Here is a 21,496-nt window from a genome sequence, read left to right as displayed (position 1 = left end):
TATGTCTCTGGCAAAAGCATCGATTTGGACTGCTGGCTCTACGCTGATTAAAATCGGCGTCGGGCTGTTAGTGGTGAAACTGCTGGCGGTGACCTTTGGCCCCAGCGGTGTTGGGCAGGCGGGTAACTTCCGCCAGTTAATTACGGTATTGGGCGTGCTCTCTGGCGCGGGTATCTTTAACGGCATTACTAAATATGTTGCTGAATATCATCAGCAACCTGAACGTTTGCGCGCAGTCGTGGGGACGTCATCAGCGATTGTGCTGGGTTTTTCAACTCTGCTGGCATTGGTTTTCTTGCTGGCGGCTAAACCGGTCAGTATTGCGTTATTTGGCCATGCTGATTACCAGAATGTGGTGCGGGCGGTGGCGTTTATCCAAATGGGGATTGCCTACGCCAATCTGTTTTTAGCCATTCTCAAAGGCTATCGCGATGCGATGGGCAATGCGCTGGCGGTGATCGGCGGCAGCCTGATTGGTGTCGTCGCGTACTATATTTGCTTCCGGATCGGCGGTTATCCTGGCGCGCTATTGGGTTTGGCATTAGTCCCCGCGCTGGTGGTTATTCCTGCTGCCGCCATGTTGATTCGGCGCAAGACTATTCCGCTCAGCTATCTTAAACTTAGCTGGGACAAAGCATTAGCCAGCCATTTGGGCAAATTTACCATCATGGCGTTGATTACTTCGGTGACCTTGCCGGTTGCCTATGTGATGATGCGTAACTTGCTGGCTGACCGCTATGGCTGGGATGCTGTCGGGATTTGGCAAGGGGTAAGCAGTATTTCAGATGCTTATCTACAATTTATCACAGCGTCATTTACCGTCTATTTGCTGCCGACACTCTCAAGGCTCAAAGCTAAAGCAGATATTTCCCGTGAAATTCTGCGCTCATTGAAATTTGTGTTACCGGCAGTAGCGACCGCCAGTTTGATGGTCTGGTTATTACGTGATTTTGCTATTTGGCTGTTGTTTTCTCATCAGTTTACGGCCATGCGCGACCTCTTCGCTTGGCAGTTGGTCGGTGATGTATTGAAGGTCGGGTCTTACGTGTTCGGCTATCTGGTGATTGCCAAAGCGTCTTTACGTTTTTACATTCTGACGGAAGTCAGCCAGTTCTTACTGTTGACTGGGTTTGCCCATTGGTTAATCCCAATGAATGGCTCTTTGGGCGCGGCACAGGCTTATATGGCCACTTATATCGTCTATTTTGCGCTCTGTAGCTGCGTATTCCTTATGTATCGTAGACATTCATCACCGTAAACACTCTTTACAGTAGAAAAAAATGACAACCCTGATTCATGTACTGGGATCTGATATCCCGCACCATAATCTGACTGTATTGCGCTTCTTCAATGATGTGCTGACAACCCGCGTGCCCGCCGAACAGGCGCGGCATTTTATGGTGGCGGCAAAAGAAACGGCGCCTTTTTCATCATTCCCGCAGTTGGATATTGAAACGCACAGCAATAAAAAAACCTTGGCCGAGGCGGTGATTGCCCGCGCACAAGCTTCCCGCGAGACGCGCTTCTTCTGGCATGGGCAGTTTAATGCCACTTTGTGGCTGGCATTGCTGAGTGGGAAAATCAAACCGCACCAGGTTTATTGGCATATTTGGGGCGCGGATTTATATGAAGATGCCAAGAGCTTGAAATTTCGCCTGTTTTACCTGCTGCGCCGTATTGCTCAAGGGCGGGTAGGGCACGTTTTTGCGACTCGGGGCGATTTAATTTATTTCCAACAGCGCCATCCTCGGGTTCCGGCGTCATTGCTCTATTTCCCAACCCGTATGGATCCGGCGTTAACTGGCGTCAATATTGATAAGCCGCTCGCGGGGCCAATGACGATTCTGGTGGGGAATTCCGGTGATAGCACCAACCGCCATATTGAGGCGCTAAAATCTATTCATCAGCAATTTGGCCCTGATGCCCGAGTTATTCTGCCGATGGGGTATCCGGCGAATAATGAGTTGTATATTGAACGAGTTAGGCAAGCGGGTTTGGCACTGTTTGCGCGAGATAACCTACGCATCCTGACGGAACAGATCCCGTTTGATGACTATCTGAATATCCTGCGTGAATGCGATTTGGGCTATTTCATTTTTAATCGCCAGCAAGGTATCGGCACCCTGTGTTTATTGACCCAGTTTGGCGTGCCCTTTGTGTTGAGTCGTAAGAATCCCTTCTGGCAAGATTTAGCTGAGCAACATATTCCGGTGCTTTTCTATGGCGATTCTTTGGATGAACCCTTGATTCGCGAGGCGCAGCGCCAGTTAGCGGGATTGGATAAGCATAATATTGCTTTCTTTAACCCTAACTATATTGAGGGTTGGCAACAGGCGCTGGCTCTTGCCGCAGGAGAACACCCATGACGCTGGGGCAATTTGGCGGTCTTTTCAGTGTCTATCTGATCGCCGTTATCTTTATCTTGATATTGACGTATCAGGAGTTTCGGCGGGTGCGCTTTAACTTCAACGTGCTGTTTTCAATGCTCTATTTGCTGACATTCTATTTCGGCTTCCCATTGACCTGCATGTTGGTGTTCCAGTTTGGCGTCGCGGTGGTGCCGGTTGAGTATTTACTGTACGCCATGTTGTCCGCCACGGCGTTTTATGGCATTTACTATGTCAGTTATAAGACTCGCCTGAGCAAGCCGCGTAGCCAGCCGCGCGCGCCGATATTCACCATGAATCGGGTAGAAACCAATTTGACCTGGATCCTGCTGGCGCTGGTGGCTATTGGCACGGTCGGCATCTTCTTTATGCAGAATGGTTTCCTGCTCTTCAAGCTGGATTCTTATAGTAAGATTTTCTCCAGTGATGTTTCCGGTGTGGCGCTGAAGCGCTTTTTCTACTTCTTTATCCCGGCGATGTTGGTGGTTTATTTCCTCAAGCAGGATATGCGCGCCTGGTTTTTCTTCCTGGCAAGCACCGTGGCCTTTGGCATCCTGACTTATGTTATCGTCGGCGGCACCCGCGCTAATATCATTATCGCGTTCTCATTATTCCTGTTTATTGGCATTGTTCGCGGCTGGATAACTTTGTGGATGCTGGCGGCGGCCGGGGTCTTCGGCATTGTCGGCATGTTCTGGCTAGCCCTGAAACGTTATGGTCTGGATGTGAGCGGCTCAGAGGCATTTTACACTTTCCTGTATCTGACGCGCGATACATTCTCGCCGTGGGAAAACCTCGGATTACTGCTACAAAACTACGACAAAATAGATTTTCAGGGATTAGCGCCGATTATCCGTGATTTCTATGTGTTTATTCCGAGTTCCTTGTGGCCTGCTCGCCCTGATTTAGTCTTGAATACCGCCAATTACTTTACCTGGGATGTGCTCGATAACCACTCCGGGCTGGCTATTTCCCCGACACTAATTGGGTCTTTGGTGGTGATGGGCGGGGTGCTGTTTATCCCACTGGGAGCCATCGTGGTGGGGTTAATCATTAAATGGTTCGATTGGTTGTATGAGCAAGGTAAAGCAGAGAAAAATCGCTACAAAGCCGCCATCCTGCAAAGCTTCTGTTTTGGGGCGGTATTTAACATTATTGTGTTGGCGCGCGAAGGGCTAGATTCCTTTGTCTCGCGGGTAGTATTTTTCTGTGTGATATTTGGTGCCTGTTTGATACTGGCGAAATTGTTGTATTGGTTATTCGATACGGCGGGTTTGATAAAGCAACGGGTACAGCGTCGTGCGGGTAAGTCGACGCCGCTATCCGCGCCCCAAGCAAGCAGCCAACAGTAAGGATCGTGATGGAACAGAATACTGATATTCCAAAAGCTATTGATACTCCAAAAGCTATTGATATTCCAAAAGCTATTGATATTCCCAAATACAATGTCCGTGGCTTCGACATTTGGGGCTTTCGTGACATGGAACAGGTGCTCAATCATCTGCTGAGCAGTGGCCCGGTGAAGACCGGCACGTTGGTGGCAATGAATGCAGAGAAACTGCTGAAAGCCGAGGATGATGCCGCTCTGCGTGACCTGATTAGTGAAGCTGAATACCTGTATGCCGATGGCATCAGTATGGTGCGCGCTATCCGCCGTAAATATCCGCAAGCGCAATTGTCGCGAGTGGCGGGGGCCGACTTGTGGGAAGCGATAATGCAACGCGCGGGTCAGCAAGGGACGCCGGTATTTTTGGTCGGCGGCAAGCCAGAGATTCTCGCCGAAACTGAAGCCAAGTTGCGTGCGCAATGGAATGTGAATCTGGTGGGCAGTCAGGACGGTTATTTCACGCCGGAACAGCGCGAAGCGCTATTTGCCCGCATTACTGCCAGTGGCGCGGCAATTGTCACGGTTGCCATGGGGTCACCTAAGCAGGAAATATTTATGCGTGATTGCCGTAAAGCCTATCCTGATGCACTCTATATGGGAGTTGGCGGCACTTACGACGTCTTTACCGGCCATGTTAAGCGAGCGCCCAAAATATGGCAAAACATGGGGCTGGAGTGGCTATATCGCCTGTTGGCGCAACCCAGCCGTATCCGTCGCCAATTCAAACTGCTCAAATTTGTCGGTTATTATTACAGCGGTCGCTTGTAATAACTTCTTTAGCCTCAGGATCAAATTTGGTCCTGAGGTTATAAAATGTCTTCCATTCATTCCCCAAGTTAATACCGCCAGTGCTTAATTCCATTATGGAATCAATTATCATACTTTTATTCCATAAAGTTTTAATTTCTTGTTTGCTTATCTGACCCAGATACGGAACGATACCGGCCGATTAGGGCTTTGCGGTCATTTAAGGGCCGTTTTTCTATTATTTAATCTGTATTAATAATTAAGCTAAATGTTTTATTTGGTCGTTACTTCTTTATTGAATAACAAAAGCAATTGAATAACAAAAACAACCGGGAATCCGGAGCAGACACACCAGTAGGTTATAGAGGATATATGGTAGACAACGAAGAGAAAAAAGGATTACACCGTGGGCTGGAGGCCCGACATATCGAACTGATAGCGTTGGGTGGTACCATTGGCGTTGGGCTATTTATGGGGTCCGCCAGCACATTACAATGGGCGGGGCCGTCGGTCTTACTGGCTTATATTATTGCGGGCTTATTTGTATTCTTTATTATGCGGTCAATGGGCGAAATGCTCTATTTGGAGCCGGTTGCAGGCTCTTTTGCCGTGTATGCACATAAATATCTCAGTCCCTATTTCGGCTATCTAACAGCTTGGGGTTATTGGTTTATGTGGATAGCGGTGGGGATATCTGAAATTACCGCGATTGGCGTGTATGTTCAGTTTTGGTTCCCAGAAATGCCGCAATGGTTACCTGCTATTGCGGGGGTGGCGATAGTGGCGCTGGCTAATCTCGCGGCGGTAAGACTGTATGGTGAGCTGGAGTTCTGGTTTGCGATGATCAAAGTCACCACTATCATTGTGATGATTCTGGTGGGCTTGGGCGTCATTTTCTTCGGCTTTGGTAATCAGGGTCAGGCCATTGGTTTTGATAATCTGACGGCCCACGGCGGCTTCTTCGCTGGCGGCTGGAAAGGCTTCATGTTTGCGCTGTGTATTGTGGTGGCGTCCTATCAGGGGGTTGAGCTGGTGGGGATTACGGCGGGTGAAGCGAGGAATCCGCAGGTCACCTTAAAGCGAGCTATCAATAATATCCTTTGGCGCATCCTGATTTTCTATGTCGGCGCAATTTTCGTGATTGTCACTATCTTCCCGTGGGACGGCATTGGGACGGGGGGCAGCCCGTTTGTACTGACTTTTGCCAAGATAGGGATAGTTTCAGCTGCGGGTATTATCAACTTTGTGGTGCTCACCGCCGCGCTGTCGGGGTGTAATAGCGGTATGTATAGTGGCGGGCGCATGTTGTATGCGCTGGCGAAGAACCGCCAGTTGCCAGCTTGCCTGACTAAACTGTCTGCCAGCGGTGTTCCGGTTTATTGTATTGCTGTCACGATTTTGTGTTTACTGGTGGGATCGAGCCTCAATTACATCATTCCTAATCCACAGCAGGTGTTTGTGTATGTTTACAGCGCCAGCGTGTTGCCGGGCATGGTGCCGTGGTTCGTGGTGTTAGTGAGCCAACTGCGTTTCCGACAGGTGCACAAAGAGGCATTAAAGCAGCATCCGTTTAAATCCATCATGTTCCCCTATGTAAACTATCTCACCATCGCTTTCCTGATTTGTGTGTTAGTGGGGATGGGCATTAACCCCGATACTCGGTTATCTTTGTTGGTTGGGGTGATATTCCTTGGCTTGGTGACGGCCTGCTATTTGGGCTTGGGAATGCATAAACAGAATGTAGCTGACAAAAAGCGCCTATAAAACCAGCGAATAGGGCGGAGTGAGGGCTAGCAATGGCTGACTTTTGCGGCAGAGTGTGCAAAGCGTAAGCAAACACACCATTTCTTCTAAAAAAGCACTAGACAGCCAAGTATTAAAACCGTAGTATCCTCACCCGCAACGGCGCTAAGCGCCCGTAGCTCAGCTGGATAGAGCGCTGCCCTCCGGAGGCAGAGGTCTCAGGTTCGAATCCTGTCGGGCGCACCATTAATTTTGTGTGCAAGAGCTGCGGTGGTAAGATTGCCGCGTACGACGAAGTCGAAGTAAGCTGTAAGTAGTAGGAAGTTATGGTGGCTATAGCTCAGTTGGTAGAGCCCTGGATTGTGATTCCAGTTGTCGTGGGTTCGAGCCCCATTAGCCACCCCAAATTTTGTGGAACATGCGATGGTGGCGGAATTGGTAGACGCGCTAGCTTCAGGTGTTAGTGTCCTTACGGACGTGAGGGTTCAAGTCCCTCCCTTCGCACCACACAAAACATGTAGATTTTATTAAGATTTACATGGACATAGGTCGAAAGACCATGTAGAGTAAGCAGTAAGAAATCGGCGAGTAGCGCAGCTTGGTAGCGCAACTGGTTTGGGACCAGTGGGTCGGAGGTTCGAATCCTCTCTCGCCGACCAATTTAAGAAGAAACCCCGCAATGCGGGGTTTTTTTTCGTCTGTATTTTGTCTCTGTCTTATTTGTCTCAAGTCTATTTCCCTGTTACTCATTTCCCTTATCATCTCATTCTACTATCTATGGCTGCGTTCATTCCTCTTGCATAAGAAACCGGCATCGGCACTTTTTGATCAAACACAGCATGTAGCCGGGCCAGAATCTCTATTTATCTGGTGAGAAGTGAAGTGTTGGTTTTTTGCGACAAAAGCCAGATGCTTTGTCTCTAAACAGAGACACATAATTAACTGATAAATATAAAGAAAAAAAATGACAGTTTATAACGTCGTTTTGTAGCGACAGATCACTTCGGTGGGACGAAACTCAGCATGATGGGGTGGATGTATTACAGGATGAGTGAGTAAAAAAATAAAATAATTAATTATCATATAATTACGGGGATTTAATTGAGAACGTGAGTAAAAATCCCGCTAATTTTACGACTTGGCACGCTAAGTGCAATATCTACCCTGTAGATGCTCATCCCACTTATTATGATAGCTTGGTTTTATAGCCAATATAGCTTCATAAACCCAGGGATGACGCAGAGCCGATTTTAGGGTGCCTATTGTCCATGTAAACGATGTTGAATATCTTCATCACATACCGGACATAACGTTGAGTGAGGCACCGACATTGTTGTCTGTAGACCTGAAAATTTCAGACGCTTGCCCTTTCCGGCAAGCGTTTTTTTTTGGGTACTCTTTGCTACTTGAAGCCGCAGGGTTGTTAGCTGCACGCACTTACCCGAATCAGGGGTAAAGAAAAGGCTCCCGAAAGAGCCTCAGACTGCTGACAAAGCCAAATGGAGGGGTTGGGGCCGTAGTCGCGTAAGCGACCGGAGTGGCCCTGGGTGCGGTAAACTCTTCACTCACTGAGCTACTCGCGTACTGTCAAAGTGATTCGCCATTCTGCCGCAGAGTGAGCAATAGCCCCTCACGACGTGCCTGTGCGGCATCTTCAGGGCGGTGTAGTTTATCCAGAGCATCTGCCAGCCATGCATAATCATACCCGTCTGGACGCTGTGCAAGCGCGGCTTTAAAGGCCTCACTGGCTTTTTCCCATTCCCCATGTTTCAGCATTAACTGGCCCAAAGTGCTATTGAGCAATGGTGTGGCTCCGTGCTGTTTGATGTGCTGGCGTAATAATTTCTCCAGTGGCTCCGGATTGCCGGATTTCAACCGCGGGATCAATAACACCAGCCGCTCATCATACTGGCGCTTCAGACCATCCAGAATGATTTGCTGGGCGACATCACTGTCATCACATTCAATCAGATGCTCCGCTAAGGCGACTTGCAGTGGGATCTCATGGCGCACTTTGCGGCTTTGATCTTTCCACCAGCGTTTCAGGCCATCGCTGCCTTCCTCCGCCATACATTGATTCATTATGCCAATATAAGCTTGCTGCTCCAGCGCGGCGATTTCCTCAGCGGTATGCACCTGGGTTTTGTTCATTGCCGGTAAAATCTCCAATAATGAACTGTAAGCGCCCGAGCGCAGATAAGCTTGTTCGGCCAAACGCAGCACTTCTGGATGACGCGGGGCTTGATCCAAGAGCCGGTCAACGCCATGACGAGCCGCATGCACATGCCCTTGCGCCAACTGAATGCGCACCCGAGTGATATCGACCGGCAATTGCTCCGTATCAGCCACTTCTGCTGCTCGCTCGAGATATTGATTGGTACGGAATTCATCACCGCGTTGCTGGGCCGCTTCTGCCGCCAGTAGGTAATTTACCATCGGCTGTTCAGCATGATCGGCATTTCGCGTCAGTAGCTTCTCAACTTGTTTGAAATCACCTTCAGCCAGTTTGATCAGCGCCGCCCGGGTTTGTTTACGGGCGCGGGTGCGTTTACGGCCCAAGAACCAGCCACGGGTGCGGGCGCCGGTGCGGAAAATACGGCGCAATATCCATTCCACTATCAGGAATGCGACCAACACCAAGACCAACATAATGACTAAACCGGTCACGCTGGTTTCGACGTTGTAGTTGTCGGTCTGGATTAATACATAACCTTGATGACCTGCCAGCATAGGGCCAAGGACGATCCCGGCAGTCAGAATGAGGAATAACAGTAAGACTCGCAGCATACTTATTCCCCCTGAGTGGCGACTGGCGTCTGTGCCAGTAAGTTACGAACCCGGGTTTGCATCAATTTTTCCAGCATCGGCTGGCTCTTCAATTGATCAGGCACATCCATTGAAATTGATTGCTGACTTAGGTTCTCCAATTCATCCAGAAACGCCTTAGTGTTCGGGTCATTCACATCAAAATAAGCACGAACCCAAGTGGAAATCGTTTCTAACGACTGTTTATACACTTCATCCTGATGGCGAGGCACGGCCTGAGCGGCTACCAGCAAGCGGGAGCGGATATTTTCACGTAAATAAACGTCCTGATTGGGGGCCAATAGTGGCTCGGCGCTACTATCACGGCGGCGAATAGTAATGAAGTCAGACATAAAACTATGCCAACTTTTGGTCAGATTCTGACGCCATTCGGCTAACGAGCTGGACAGCTCATCGCTATTGGCATCCATCGGCGAATCATCAATATTATTATCGGCGAGACGCAGGTTATCGACTTGATTAGACAATTGATTCAGTTTGAGAATAATGCCGTCGAAATCGACTTGAGAAACCGCCGACAGGGTGCTGATGTCTTCGGTTAATGCACGGCGCACGTCGATAAGGCTCGGGTCATTCATATCTGCCAGGCTGGCATCGGCACTTTTTAGTAAGGTGGCCGCCGTGGTGACGTCTTGGTCACTCCACAGTTTGCGCCCGGCCATTTTCACCAGAAAATCAGCTTGTGCCAGCAACCAGGTTTTGGCATCACTTCCTGAAATCGTGGCGACTTTTTCCTGCAACTCATTAAGTTGGCGAGTTAGCGATGTTTGTTGGCGGTCGGCTGCTTCCAGCGCTTTGCTTTGCTGCTGTAACAATGACTCAAGCTGCTGTTTTTCCTGCAATTGGCTCTGTTTTAATTCAGCGAGTTGGTCTTGCAGCGCACTATTGGCCGCCGCTTGTAACTGAGCCTGCTGCTGTCCGTGATAATAAAGCCCAGCCCCTAGCGCGATGACCAGTGCAATAGCAATGGCTCCTAGAATTGGCCCGGTTTTTTTCTCCTGGCGGACTTCTGGTTCTGGCTGTTGGTGCCTCTCAGCCGCAGTGGTTGTCTCTTCCACTGGCGCGGATGGGGTATTTTGTTCCGTCATATTGGGCATCCCATAGTCAGGTTTCAGGTTTATTGAAAATCTTGTAGTGCGCGGATCAGCGCATCATTATCAGCATTCTCCGCGACCCGGATATGGCTCCAGCCCATTTGGGCCGCTAAGGTAGCGAGGCGCTCACTCACCACCACCAATCGGCAGCGGAGCAACCAGGAAGAACGATAATAATCAGGAACTAAAGTATAGATCTGTTGTAACATTTCGCCGCTGGTAACCACCAGAATATCGACTCCGGCACGTTGCCAATGCGCACTTTGCTCACTGCCATCATAAAATATCGGGCTGCGCTGATAACATTCGCAAAAAGTGACTGTTGCCCCCCGCTCATCCAGGCTTTCACCGAGCAGCTCGCGCCCGCCATTACCGCGTAATAACAGCGCCTTTTTACCCGCCAAATTTTGCAAGTCCGGCAATGATAACAGCATCTCGCTGGTCTCTCCCGTGGGGGGGTAAGTGACATGCAAACGGCTGGCGGTATGCAATGCTAATGCCGTGTTACGACCTATAGCATAATAAGATAACTGCGCAGGCCATGACAGGTTATTTCTTTTTAACAGCGGGTTAGCGTAGCGCACCGCATTCTGCGACAAAGCAAAAACCAAGTCACCGGCTTGCATATCTTGCAGTAATGCGGGCAGTTTTGGCAGGTCACCACCGGGAGAAAAATCAATCAATGGCGCGTGATAGGCAACCCGGCCCAGCGCACGCAGGCGGCTGACTAACTGCTCCCCGGCAGGGGATGGACGGGTGACCAGAATTGTCATAGTGGTGGATTATCCCGATAAACTTCAGCCAGAATTTCGCGCGCGCCTCTGGCTAGCAACTCATCGGCCAGCTCAACACCCATTTGTTCTGCATTTTCAGCCGGCCCACGGCGCTCACCGCGAATAATCTCGCTGCCATCGGGTGCGCCAACCAGTGCGCGGAGCCACAGTGTATCGCCGTCCAATTCCGCATAACTGCCAATGGGTACCTGACAGCCCCCTTCAAGGCGAGTATTCATGGCGCGTTCTGCACATACGCGCAATTCAGTTTCGCGATGATTCAGTGGTGCCAACAGTTTGCGGGTAAAATCATCATCCAGACGGCATTCAATGCCGACCGCGCCTTGGCCCACCGCAGGTAAGGATTCCTCAGCCGGCATGGCATAGCGAATTCGTGTTTCCAGCCCGAGGCGCTTCAGGCCAGCAACCGCCAAAATAATGGCGTGATATTCACCTTTATCTAACTTAGCCAGGCGAGTACCGACGTTACCGCGCAGGTCACGGATAATCAGATCCGGGCGGCGTTCACGTAATTGGCATTGGCGGCGCAAGCTTGAGGTGCCCACGATGCTGCCAGCGGGCAGGTCATCCAAATGGGCATAATTCATTGATACGAAAGCATCACGAGGGTCATCTCGCTCACAAATAGTCACCAGACCCAACCCGTCGGGGAAGGCGATCGGCACATCTTTCATCGAATGAACGGCAATATCGGCCCGGCCGTCGAGCATCGCCAACTCTAATTCTTTGACGAACAAACCTTTACCGCCGACTTTGGCCAGCGGCGTGTCCAGAATGATGTCCCCACGGGTCACCATTGGTACTAATTCGACTTGCAGACCGGGGTGATTGGCTTGCAGTAAATGTTGAACATAATGTGCTTGCCATAAGGCGAGCGGGCTTTGTCGGGTGGCAATTCGAATAACTTTGTCTAACATTTCTTGTTACCGTTTTTATATTTTACGGCCCATCCTACCATTGACCGGCGAAAACTGTCAGCGCGGTAGCCACATCAATAGGGCGGATAAGAGCATAAGAAAGCCACTATTCTAACAAATACTTGTCTGGATAAGGATTTTATAGCTTGTCTTACTGACAAAGTAGCTTTCGCTGCGCGTTTCAGTGGGTTTATTTGCCCAATAGTGGCGGGGATCGCTAATGACCTTGACAATAAATAGACGTTATAATTGTGGGGATAGCTTTACTTTCTTTACGGTCAATCGGCAAGGTGTTAGATTGATCACGTTTCCAGCAATAATTCGTTAATTGTTATTCAAACAAAATGCTTTCAAACAAAATGTTTTTTGGTCAGTTCAACAAAAAGTACATTTTGGGTGAAAGTCAAAAAAAGTCATAAACGAATCTGGAGCACGGATTTTTTTCTAAGCACCGGAACAATTCTAAGCACCGGAATAACCAGGCGAGACGTCTTGTACCTCTACATCGAGACACTGAAACAGCGACTGGATGCGATCAACCAATTACGAGTCGATCGCGCCTTGGCGGCCATGGGGCCAGCCTTCCAAAAGGTCTACAGTCTGCTACCGACCCTATTACATTGTCATCATCCACTGATGCCGGGTTACCTTGATGGTAACGTTCCCCATGGTATCTGCCTTTTCACGCCCAATGAAACGCAACAGAATTATCTCTCTGAGGTTGAAGCCAAATGGGGTCAGCCTTTGCAGCAGAATGTGGGCGGTGAACTGCCGATTACCGGTGTCTACTCAATGGGAAGTACGTCATCTATTGGTCAGTGTCATACATCCGATCTCGATATCTGGGTGTGTCACCAAGCCTGGCTTGATACTGAAGAACGCAATCGCCTGCAAAAGAAATGTAGCCTGCTGGAAAAATGGGCCGCATCAATGGGTGTTGAAGTCAGCTTCTTCCTGATAGATGAAAACCGCTTCCGCCATAACGCCAGTGGCAGTCTGGGTGGCGAAGATTGCGGCTCTACTCAACATATTTTATTGCTGGATGAGTTTTACCGCAGTGCGGTTCGTCTGGCAGGGAAACGTATTCTGTGGAATATGGTTCCGGTTGAAGAAGAAAATAATTACGATGATTACGTGCTGTCGCTGTATGCGCAGGGCGTACTGACACCGAATGAATGGCTGGATTTGGGCGGTCTGAGCACCCTGTCAGCGGAAGAGTATTTCGGGGCCAGTTTATGGCAATTGTATAAGAGTATTGATTCGCCTTATAAGGCGGTGCTGAAAACTGTCCTGCTCGAAGCCTATTCGTGGGAATATCCTAACTCCCAACTATTGGCGATGGAAATCAAGCAGCGGCTACATGCCGGTGAGATTGTGGCGTTTGGCCTTGATGCTTATTGCATGATGCTCGATCGCGTCACTCGCTATCTGACCCAAATCAATGACACCACCCGGTTGAATCTGGTGCGCCGCTGTTTCTATCTGAAAGTGTGTGAGAAATTATCTCGCACGCCCGCGAGTGCTGGCTGGCGGCGTGAAATTCTCAGCCAATTAGTCAGTGAATGGGGCTGGAGTGACGAGAACCTGGCGGTGCTGGATAACCGCGCGAACTGGAAAATTGAACGGGTGCGTGAAGCGCATAACGAGCTGTTGGACGCCATGATGCAAAGCTATCGTAATTTGATTCGCTTTGCGCGGCGCAATAACTTGAGTGTCAGCGCCAGCCCGCAAGATATCGGGGTTCTGACCCGTAAATTGTATGCGGCATTTGAAGCTTTGCCGGGCAAAGTGACACTGGTTAACCCGCAAATTTCACCGGATCTTTCTGAAGAGCATCTGACCTTTATTCATGTCCCCGCGGGCCGTGCTAACCGCCCGGGTTGGTATCTGTATAATCAAGCGCCATCAATGGATGCTATCGTCAGCCATCAGCCGCTGGAATATAACCGTTATCTGAATAAATTGGTGTCATGGGCTTATTTTAACGGCCTGTTGACGAGCAAAACACGGCTACATATTAAAAGCGCCAATCTGTGCGATACCGTGAAACTGCAAGAGTTGGTGACAGATATCTCTCATCATTTCCCACTGCGCCTGCCCGCGCCAACACCTAAAGCGCTGTATAGCCCGTGTGAGATTCGCCACTTGGCGATTATCGTCAATCTGGAACATGACCCTACTGCGGCTTTCCGCAATCAGGTGGTTCATTTTGATTTCCGTAAACTGGATGTTTTCAGTTTTGGCGAGCAGCAGCAATGTCTGGTCGGGAGCATCGATTTGCTGTACCGCAACTCATGGAATGAAGTGCGAACTCTGCATTTCAGTGGTGAGCAGGCGGTATTGGAAGCGCTGAAAACTATTTTAGGCAAAATGCATCAGGACGCGGCACCGCCAGAATCCGTGGATGTGTTCTGCTATAGCCAACATTTACGTGGCCTGATTCGTACCCGTATCCAACAATTGGTTTCTGAATGCATTGAGCTGCGCCTGTCCAGTACTCGTCAGGAACCGGGCCGTTTCAAAGCGGTGCGAGTGTCCGGGCAGACTTGGGGACTATTCTTTGAGCGCTTAAGTGTCTCGGTGCAGAAATTAGAAAATGCCGTCGAATTCTACGGGGCGATTTCCAATAATAAGCTGCATGGGTTATCGATTAAGGTCGAAGCTGATCAAATTCATCTGCCACCGGTAGTCGATGGTTTTGCTAGCGAAGGAATCATTCAGTTTTTCTTCGAAGGCACCGCAGATGAGAAAGGCTTTAATATTTATATTTTGGATGAGTCAAACCGCGTCGAGGTTTATCACCATTGCGAGGGCAGTAAAGAGGAGTTGGTGCGGGATGTCAGCCGTTTCTATTCATCTTCCCACGACCGCTTTACCTACGGCTCCAGCTTTATCAACTTCAACTTGCCGCAATTCTACCAAATTGTGCAGTTAGATGGCCGGACTCAGGTGATTCCCTTCCGCAGTAATACGCTGTCTCATCTGCATCTTGCTGATAAAGAGCCAAGTCAGCCAGCGCAACAGTTTCAGCTACATTAATTTCCCCTGTGTCCTTGAAGCCGCAGGGGTGTTAGCTGCGCGCTCTTACCCGAATCACTGACTTGAGTCAGCTCATCGGGATGCGTTTACTGGCTGCCTACCTGCAACTCCAATGACTTTGGGGAATAGCCTGTGTCCTTGAAGCCGCAGGGGTGTTAGCTGCGCGCTCTTACCCGAATCACTGACTGCTCTAGCTAAAACTCACGTCTTCCCCGGCTTGGGCGGTCGCAGCTTCAGACAATTTGGTAAAGAATTCTTCGCCGCTGCGCGAACAATACCAATGCCCTTCGCGGTAATCAAAATGATAACCGCCCGCTTTAGTCGCCAGCCATATCTGATGTAATGGCTCTTGGCGGTTAATAATAATCTTGCTGCCATTTTCGAAAGTCAGGGTCATCACCCCACCATTGGTTTCATAATCAATATCGCTATCGCCGCTAAAACCGTCCAGTATCTCTTCAATGTAAAGTGTCAATTGATCGGCTAACTGATGAAACTCGCTGTCGTTCATATTCAATTCCTATTGCTTTTCATGATCCACCTGCGATTATAGAGACCTTAGACGCGTGATTCACAGGCATTAATACATTTACCGGCGTCAAAACAATTTACAGGCGTTAAAAAATGAAGAAAAAATTATATTGGTCACTTATCGCGATGATGGTGTTAGCGCTTACCGGTTGTGGCCTGAAAGGCCCGTTATATTTCCCTCCGTCAGATAAGCCCAAGGTGGAAACGGCACAACAAGACAGCGGCCAGGTCGATAAGAATCAACAGGGTGTGCCGGGTGAATCGAAACCGACCCAGAGTATCGCTGGGCCACAGTGACCCTCCCTAGCGCAGCCAGATTGAGCCAATACCGAAAATTTAGCCGGTAAATAAAAGTCAGCGGAGTATGAAATGCAGTTCTCCAAAATGCACGGTCTTGGCAACGACTTTATGGTTGTCGATGCAGTTACCCAAAATGTTTACTTTTCGCCGGAGTTAATCCGCCGATTAGCAGACCGGCACACTGGCGTGGGCTTTGATCAGATGTTGGTGGTTGAGCCGCCCTATGATCCCGAGCTGGATTTTCACTACCGCATTTTTAATGCCGATGGCAGCGAAGTCTCTCAGTGTGGCAATGGCGCGCGCTGTTTTGCCCGTTTTGTGCGGCTGAAAGGGCTGACCAACAAACGCGATATCAGTGTCAGCACCCAAACGGGCCGCATGATATTGAGTGTGACTGAGGATGAACTGGTTTGCGTCAATATGGGCGAACCCAATTTTGATCCGCAAGCTGTCCCTTTCCGGGCGACTAAAGCGGAGAAAACCTACATTTTTCGCGCCGCTGAGCACACGGTATTGTGTGGCGTCGTCTCGATGGGCAATCCTCACTGTGTGATGCAGGTTGACGATGTTTCGGTTGCCAATGTTGCCTTGCTCGGCCCAGTATTAGAAAGCCATGAGCGCTTCCCCGAACGGGCTAATATCGGTTTTATGCAGGTGGTGAGCCGTGAACATATCCGCTTGCGGGTGTATGAGCGCGGAGCCGGTGAGACTCAAGCCTGTGGCAGTGGGGCTTGTGCGGCCGTGGCGGTTGGCATCCAGCAAGAATTGTTGGGTGAAGAGGTTCATGTCGAATTGCCGGGGGGGAGTTTGCATATCAGTTGGAAAGGGCCGGGTCACCCGCTGTATATGACCGGGCCGGCCACCCATGTGTATGACGGCTTCATTCATTTATAATATCCTTCGTACTTGAAACTGCAGGGTTGTTAGCTGCGCGCACTCACCCGAATCACTTACTTAAGTAAGTGATTCGGGATTCGCTTGCTGGCTGCCTACCTGCAATTCCAATTACTTTGGCTATAGGAACGGGTGTTAAATGAAAAGTTCTGAGGAGCAGGCGCTAGCGGGTATCGAGTTAGACGACGATGCTGTTATGCAGTATTTATTGCAAAATCCCGACTTCTTTATCCGCAATGCTCGTTTGGTTGAACAGATGCATATTCCTCACCCGGTAAGAGGCTCGGTCTCGCTGGTGGAATGGCAACTGGGGCGTCAGCGTAATCAGATAGGTCAGTTGGAAGAAGAGATTACGTTACTGATGGAGCAGGCGGGTCTGAATGAAGTGTTATTCAATCGTCTGCTGCAACTGCAAAGTAACCTCGCTGCCGCCAGTAGCTTGCAAGATATGCTCAATCGCTTGCAGCGCTGGGCCAGAGATTTCGGGCTGGCTGGGGCAAATGTCAGGTTATTCACTGACCGCTGGCAAACTGGCGCGCCCTCTGATTTTACCCATTTGGGGTTAGCTCGCCATGCTTTTGAGCCGATGCGCATTCAGCGGTTGGGTAATGAGCGCCATTATCTTGGCAGCTTAAACGGGCCGGAATTGTTGCTGCTATTGCCTCAAGCGAAGCAAGTTGGGTCGGTGGCGTTGTCACTGTTGGGCAAAGACGGCGATCTGGGGGTGATTATCTTCAGCAGCCGCGATACACAACATTATCAGCAGGGCATGGGCACGGTGATGCTGAATCAGTTATCTACATTGCTGCCGAGCTTGCTAGAGCGCTGGATAGAGCCAGTATGACCGAATTTAGTGCTTCGCTTGCCCCGCAGGTCGAGGCTTTCCTGCGTTACCTCAAAGTTGAGCGCCAACTCAGCCCGCTGACTATCACCAGTTACCGGCGTCAGTTACAGGCGCTCATGGCAATGGGCGAGCAAATGGGGCTGGCGCACTGGCAGCGGCTTGATGCTGCTCAGGTGCGTTCCTTAGTTTCCCGCAGTAAACGCGCCGGTTTACACTCATCCAGCCTGGCTTTACGGCTCTCGGCTTTGCGCAGTTTCCTCAACTGGCTGGTCAGTCAGGGTCTCATGTCAGTCAACCCTGCTAAAGGGGTCAGTACCCCACGCTCTGGTCGCCATCTGCCGAAAAATATTGATGTCGATGAAGTCGATAAACTGTTGGATATCGACTTAAATGACCCACTGGCCGTGCGCGACCGGGCGATGCTGGAAGTGATGTATGGCGCGGGTTTGCGTTTATCGGAGCTGGTCGGCATGAACTGCAAACATGTGGATCTGGCGAGCGGCGAAGTGTGGGTGATGGGCAAGGGCAGCAAAGAGCGCAAAGTCCCCATCGGCAAGACGGCGGTCAAGTGGCTGAAGCATTGGTTGGAACTGCGCGAATTGTTTGAACCGCAGGATGATGCCATTTTTTTAGCCAATACCGGTAAGCGAATTTCCGCGCGAAATGTGCAAAAGCGCTTTGCTGAATGGGGTGTAAAACAAGGGGTTAGTAGCCATATTCACCCTCATAAACTGCGGCATTCTTTCGCCACCCATATGCTGGAATCCAGCGGCGACCTGCGCGCAGTGCAAGAATTACTGGGCCACGCCAATCTGACCACCACACAAATTTATACTCATCTCGACTTTCAACATCTGGCAACAGTGTATGATGCTGCTCATCCACGGGCCAAACGAGGCAAATCCTGATGCATTTTTATCGTCCACTTGAGCGTATCTCCGCCATTACTTTCGATTTGGATGACACTCTGTATGACAATCGGCCGGTGATATCTCGCACAGAACAAGAATCTGTGGCATTTCTACAGCAATACCACCCCAATTTGGCGCAGTTACAAGCCGCAGATTTGCATGGTTTTCGCAGTGAATTACTGGCGCAAGACCCGGATATTTACCACGATGTCACTCAGTGGCGTTGGCATGCAATCGAGCTGGGTCTGATTCGCCATGGCTTGAGTAAGTCAGAAGCGCAATGTGGGGCCGATGCTGCGATGGAAAACTTTGCCCTATGGCGTAGCCGCATTTATGTGCCGCCGACCACCCATGACACTCTGAGCGCGCTGGCGGAGCATTACCCGCTGGTGGCCATCACCAATGGCAATGCAGATCCCAAAGCTTGCGGGCTGGACAATTATTTCCAGTTTGTTTTGCGCTCCGGCCCCCATGGCCGCGCCAAACCTTTCCGCGATATGTACCATAAGGCGGCGAATCATCTGGATATTCCGCTGAAACATATCTTGCATGTCGGTGACGACCTGACCACGGATGTTGCGGGTTCGCTACGTTGTGGCATGCAAGCTTGCTGGATTAATGATCGCCAACAAAACCTGATGGCGGCCAGTGACAGCCGATTATTGCCACATATTGAAATTTCACAGTTGGCTTCTTTGACTGCGTTGCTATAATACTGTATAAATTCACAGTGAAGTGTGGGCGGTAGTGATTTGCCTACTTTCCCTTTTACCCGATAGACGGTGCCTATGGACGTTTCTGATCTGCTCGACAGCCTGAATGAAAAACAACGCGAAGCCGTGGCTGCACCGCGCTGCAACCTGTTGGTACTGGCCGGTGCGGGCAGTGGCAAAACCCGGGTGCTGGTGCATCGCATTGCCTGGCTGTTGTCAGTAGAAAATGCCTCTCCATACTCCATTATCGCGGTCACCTTTACCAATAAAGCGGCGGCGGAAATGCGTCACCGTATTGAGCATTTGATTGGCACCAGTCAGGGCGGGATGTGGATTGGGACTTTCCACGGTCTGGCGCACCGGTTGCTACGTGCTCACCATATGGATGCCAATCTGCCGCAGGATTTCCAAATCCTCGACAGCGACGACCAACTGCGCTTATTGAAACGCTTGGTTAAGGCCCTGAATTTAGATGAGAAACAATGGCCACCGCGTCAGGCGATGTGGTACATCAACGGCAAAAAAGATGAAGGGCTGCGCCCGCAGCATATTGAGAGCTACGGCAACCCGGTCGAAGCCACTTGGTTGCGTATCTATCAAGCCTATCAGGAAGCTTGTGACCGCGCGGGCTTGGTGGATTTTGCCGAGCTATTATTGCGCGCGCACGAGCTGTGGCTGAATAAACCGCATATTCTGAATCATTATCGCGAGCGCTTTACCAACATTCTGGTGGATGAATTCCAAGATACTAACAACATCCAATACGCTTGGATCCGCCTGCTGGCGGGGGATCGCTCCAATGTGATGATTGTCGGCGACGATGACCAGTCAATTTATGGCTGGCGCGGGGCGCAGGTGGAGAATATCCAGCGCTTCCTGAAAGATTTTCCCGGCGCTGAAACTATCCGATTGGAGCAAAATTACCGCTCGACCAGCAATATTCTGACGGCAGCGAATGCCCTGATTGCCAATAATGATGGCCGCATGGGGAAAAATCTGTGGACTGAAGGTGCTGAGGGCGAGCCAATCTCGCTCTATTGCGCTTTTAATGAGTTGGATGAAGCCCGCTTTGTGGTTAACCGCATTCGAGCCTGGCGCGACAATGGCGGTGCGCTGAATGATTGCGCCATTTTGTATCGCAGTAACGCCCAATCGCGTGTTTTGGAAGAAGCTTTATTACAGACGGCTACGCCGTACCGTATTTATGGCGGTCAGCGCTTCTTCGAGCGCCAAGAAATCAAAGATGCACTGGCTTATTTGCGCCTGATTTCCAACCGTAATGATGATGCGGCCTTTGAGCGGGTAGTCAATACCCCGACCCGTGGTATTGGCGACCGTACCTTAGATGTGGTGCGCCAGACTGCCCGTGATCGTCAGCTAACTTTGTGGCAATCAACCCGCGCCATGTTGCAGGAAAAAGTGCTGGCAGGCCGCGCGGCTTCTGCGCTGCAACGTTTTGTCGAACTGGTGGATTCATTGGCGCATGAAACCGCAGATATGCCGCTGCATGTCCAAACTGACCGAGTGATGCGCGATTCTGGTTTGTGGTCGATGTATGAGCAGGAAAAGGGCGAAAAAGGCCAGGCGCGTATTGAAAACCTTGAAGAGCTGGTCAATGCGACCCGCCAATACAGCTATCAGGATGAAGATCAGGATTTGATGCCATTGCAGGCATTCCTCTCTCATGCGGCGCTGGAAGCCGGAGAAGGCCAGGCGGATGCCTATCAGGATGCCGTTCAGCTGATGACTCTCCATTCAGCAAAAGGGCTGGAGTTCCCGCAGGTATTTATCGTGGGTATGGAAGAGGGCATGTTCCCAAGCCAAATGGCACTGGATGAAAGTGGGCGTCTGGAAGAAGAGCGGCGGTTGGCCTATGTTGGGGTCACCCGTGCGATGCAAAAATTGACACTCTGTTATGCCGAGAGCCGCCGTCTGTACGGCAAAGAAGTGAATCATCGGCCATCACGTTTTATCGGCGAGCTGCCGCAGGAGTGTGTCGAAGAAGTGCGGCTGCGCGCGACAGTTTCCCGCCCGGTAAACCACCGCCGCATGGGGACGCCGATGAACGAAAATGACAGTGGCTTCTCACTGGGTCAGCGGGTGCGCCATCCTAAGTTTGGCGAGGGCACCATCGTCAACCTGGAAGGCAGCGGTGAGCACAGCCGGTTGCAAGTGGCTTTCCCCGGTGAAGGTATTAAGTGGCTGGTCGCGGCTTATGCGCGGCTGGAAGCGGTCTAAATTTACCCTGCGGCCTTGACGCCGCAGCGGTGTTAGTGGCATTCACTTACCCGAATCACTTACTTGAGTAAGCTCATCGGGCCGCGTTCATTTGCTGTCTTGCTGCAACGTCAATGACTTTGGGTAAACCC

The 21,496-nt window shown here is 50.4% G+C and carries 17 protein-coding genes and 4 tRNA genes; 16 read left to right on the top strand and 5 right to left on the bottom strand.

What is annotated here, in order from left to right:
* The first annotated feature begins 1 nt into the window (after position 1).
* The 9 genes from wzxE (at position 2) to FTA91_RS18515 (ending at position 6,923) form a co-directional block, all read left to right on the top strand.
* Positions 2–1,258, top strand: a complete 1,257-nt coding sequence (gene wzxE, locus FTA91_RS18555; RefSeq protein WP_145536062.1) for a lipid III flippase WzxE — start codon at positions 2–4, stop codon at positions 1,256–1,258.
* A 22-nt stretch (positions 1,259–1,280) separates the two neighbouring features.
* Positions 1,281–2,366, top strand: coding sequence for a TDP-N-acetylfucosamine:lipid II N-acetylfucosaminyltransferase (locus FTA91_RS18550; RefSeq protein ID WP_050115239.1), 1,086 nt, complete (start codon positions 1,281–1,283; stop codon positions 2,364–2,366).
* Positions 2,363–3,739, top strand: coding sequence for an ECA oligosaccharide polymerase (wzyE, locus tag FTA91_RS18545; protein ID WP_050115237.1), 1,377 nt, complete (start codon positions 2,363–2,365; stop codon positions 3,737–3,739). Before FTA91_RS18550 ends, wzyE begins: the two co-directional genes overlap by 4 nt.
* 8 nt (positions 3,740–3,747) lie before the next feature.
* A complete protein-coding gene (wecG, locus tag FTA91_RS18540) occupies positions 3,748–4,542 on the top strand; it encodes a lipopolysaccharide N-acetylmannosaminouronosyltransferase (protein WP_268967489.1) in 795 nt (264 codons plus the stop codon).
* A 351-nt stretch (positions 4,543–4,893) separates the two neighbouring features.
* Positions 4,894–6,285 (top strand): bifunctional threonine/serine APC transporter ThrP, encoded by a 1,392-nt coding sequence (gene thrP, locus FTA91_RS18535; protein ID WP_050115234.1) that lies wholly within the window; start codon positions 4,894–4,896, stop codon positions 6,283–6,285.
* A gap of 148 nt (positions 6,286–6,433) precedes the next feature.
* A tRNA-Arg gene (locus tag FTA91_RS18530) sits at positions 6,434–6,510 on the top strand.
* Between the two features lie 83 nt (positions 6,511–6,593).
* Positions 6,594–6,669, top strand: a tRNA-His gene (locus FTA91_RS18525).
* Between the two features lie 15 nt (positions 6,670–6,684).
* Positions 6,685–6,771 (top strand) — tRNA-Leu (locus FTA91_RS18520).
* A 75-nt stretch (positions 6,772–6,846) separates the two neighbouring features.
* A tRNA-Pro gene (locus FTA91_RS18515) sits at positions 6,847–6,923 on the top strand.
* 928 nt (positions 6,924–7,851) lie between these two features.
* On the opposite strand, the gene hemY is transcribed toward FTA91_RS18515, so the two are convergent.
* The 4 genes from hemY to hemC are packed head-to-tail and all read right to left on the bottom strand — an operon-like array spanning position 7,852 to position 11,895.
* On the bottom strand, positions 7,852–9,051 hold the full coding sequence (gene hemY, locus FTA91_RS18510) for a protoheme IX biogenesis protein HemY (protein ID WP_050115232.1): 1,200 nt from the start codon (positions 9,049–9,051) through the stop codon (positions 7,852–7,854).
* 2 nt (positions 9,052–9,053) lie between these two features.
* A complete protein-coding gene (hemX, locus tag FTA91_RS18505; protein ID WP_050115230.1) occupies positions 9,054–10,178 on the bottom strand; it encodes a uroporphyrinogen-III C-methyltransferase in 1,125 nt (374 codons plus the stop codon).
* A 29-nt stretch (positions 10,179–10,207) separates the two neighbouring features.
* Positions 10,208–10,957 (bottom strand): uroporphyrinogen-III synthase, encoded by a 750-nt coding sequence (gene hemD / locus FTA91_RS18500; RefSeq protein ID WP_050115229.1) that lies wholly within the window; start codon positions 10,955–10,957, stop codon positions 10,208–10,210.
* Entirely contained in the window at positions 10,954–11,895 is a 942-nt protein-coding gene (hemC, locus tag FTA91_RS18495) for a hydroxymethylbilane synthase (protein ID WP_050115227.1), read from the bottom strand. The genes hemD and hemC overlap by 4 nt, the downstream gene beginning before the upstream one ends.
* 492 nt (positions 11,896–12,387) lie before the next feature.
* On the opposite strand from hemC, the gene FTA91_RS18490 reads away from it, so the two are divergent.
* Positions 12,388–14,934, top strand: a complete 2,547-nt coding sequence (locus tag FTA91_RS18490; protein WP_050115225.1) for a class I adenylate cyclase — start codon at positions 12,388–12,390, stop codon at positions 14,932–14,934.
* A 190-nt stretch (positions 14,935–15,124) separates the two neighbouring features.
* On the opposite strand, the gene cyaY is transcribed toward FTA91_RS18490, so the two are convergent.
* Positions 15,125–15,445 (bottom strand): iron donor protein CyaY, encoded by a 321-nt coding sequence (cyaY, locus tag FTA91_RS18485; RefSeq protein WP_050115224.1) that lies wholly within the window; start codon positions 15,443–15,445, stop codon positions 15,125–15,127.
* 113 nt (positions 15,446–15,558) lie between these two features.
* Between cyaY and lptM the strand changes: the two genes are divergently transcribed.
* From lptM to uvrD, 6 genes are all read left to right on the top strand, one after another.
* Positions 15,559–15,762 carry an LPS translocon maturation chaperone LptM gene (lptM, locus tag FTA91_RS18480; RefSeq protein WP_050115223.1) on the top strand — a complete coding sequence of 68 codons (204 nt, stop codon included), beginning with the start codon at positions 15,559–15,561 and terminating at the stop codon, positions 15,760–15,762.
* 72 nt (positions 15,763–15,834) lie between these two features.
* Complete coding sequence (gene dapF, locus FTA91_RS18475) at positions 15,835–16,659, top strand: diaminopimelate epimerase (protein ID WP_004391296.1); 825 nt, start codon at positions 15,835–15,837, stop codon at positions 16,657–16,659.
* A gap of 139 nt (positions 16,660–16,798) precedes the next feature.
* Positions 16,799–17,503, top strand: a complete 705-nt coding sequence (locus FTA91_RS18470; protein ID WP_050115221.1) for a DUF484 domain-containing protein — start codon at positions 16,799–16,801, stop codon at positions 17,501–17,503.
* Positions 17,500–18,411, top strand: a complete 912-nt coding sequence (gene xerC / locus FTA91_RS18465; protein WP_072082658.1) for a tyrosine recombinase XerC — start codon at positions 17,500–17,502, stop codon at positions 18,409–18,411. The genes FTA91_RS18470 and xerC overlap by 4 nt, the downstream gene beginning before the upstream one ends.
* A complete protein-coding gene (gene yigB, locus FTA91_RS18460; RefSeq protein ID WP_050115219.1) occupies positions 18,411–19,127 on the top strand; it encodes a 5-amino-6-(5-phospho-D-ribitylamino)uracil phosphatase YigB in 717 nt (238 codons plus the stop codon). The genes xerC and yigB overlap by 1 nt, the downstream gene beginning before the upstream one ends.
* A gap of 75 nt (positions 19,128–19,202) precedes the next feature.
* On the top strand, positions 19,203–21,365 hold the full coding sequence (gene uvrD / locus FTA91_RS18455) for a DNA helicase II (protein WP_145536059.1): 2,163 nt from the start codon (positions 19,203–19,205) through the stop codon (positions 21,363–21,365).
* The last annotated feature ends 131 nt before the right edge of the window (positions 21,366–21,496 follow it).

It is taken from the genome of Yersinia thracica, assembly GCF_902170565.1.
Taxonomy (GTDB): Bacteria; Pseudomonadota; Gammaproteobacteria; order Enterobacterales; family Enterobacteriaceae; genus Yersinia; species Yersinia thracica.
This window is presented reverse-complemented; position numbering and strand designations above follow the sequence as displayed.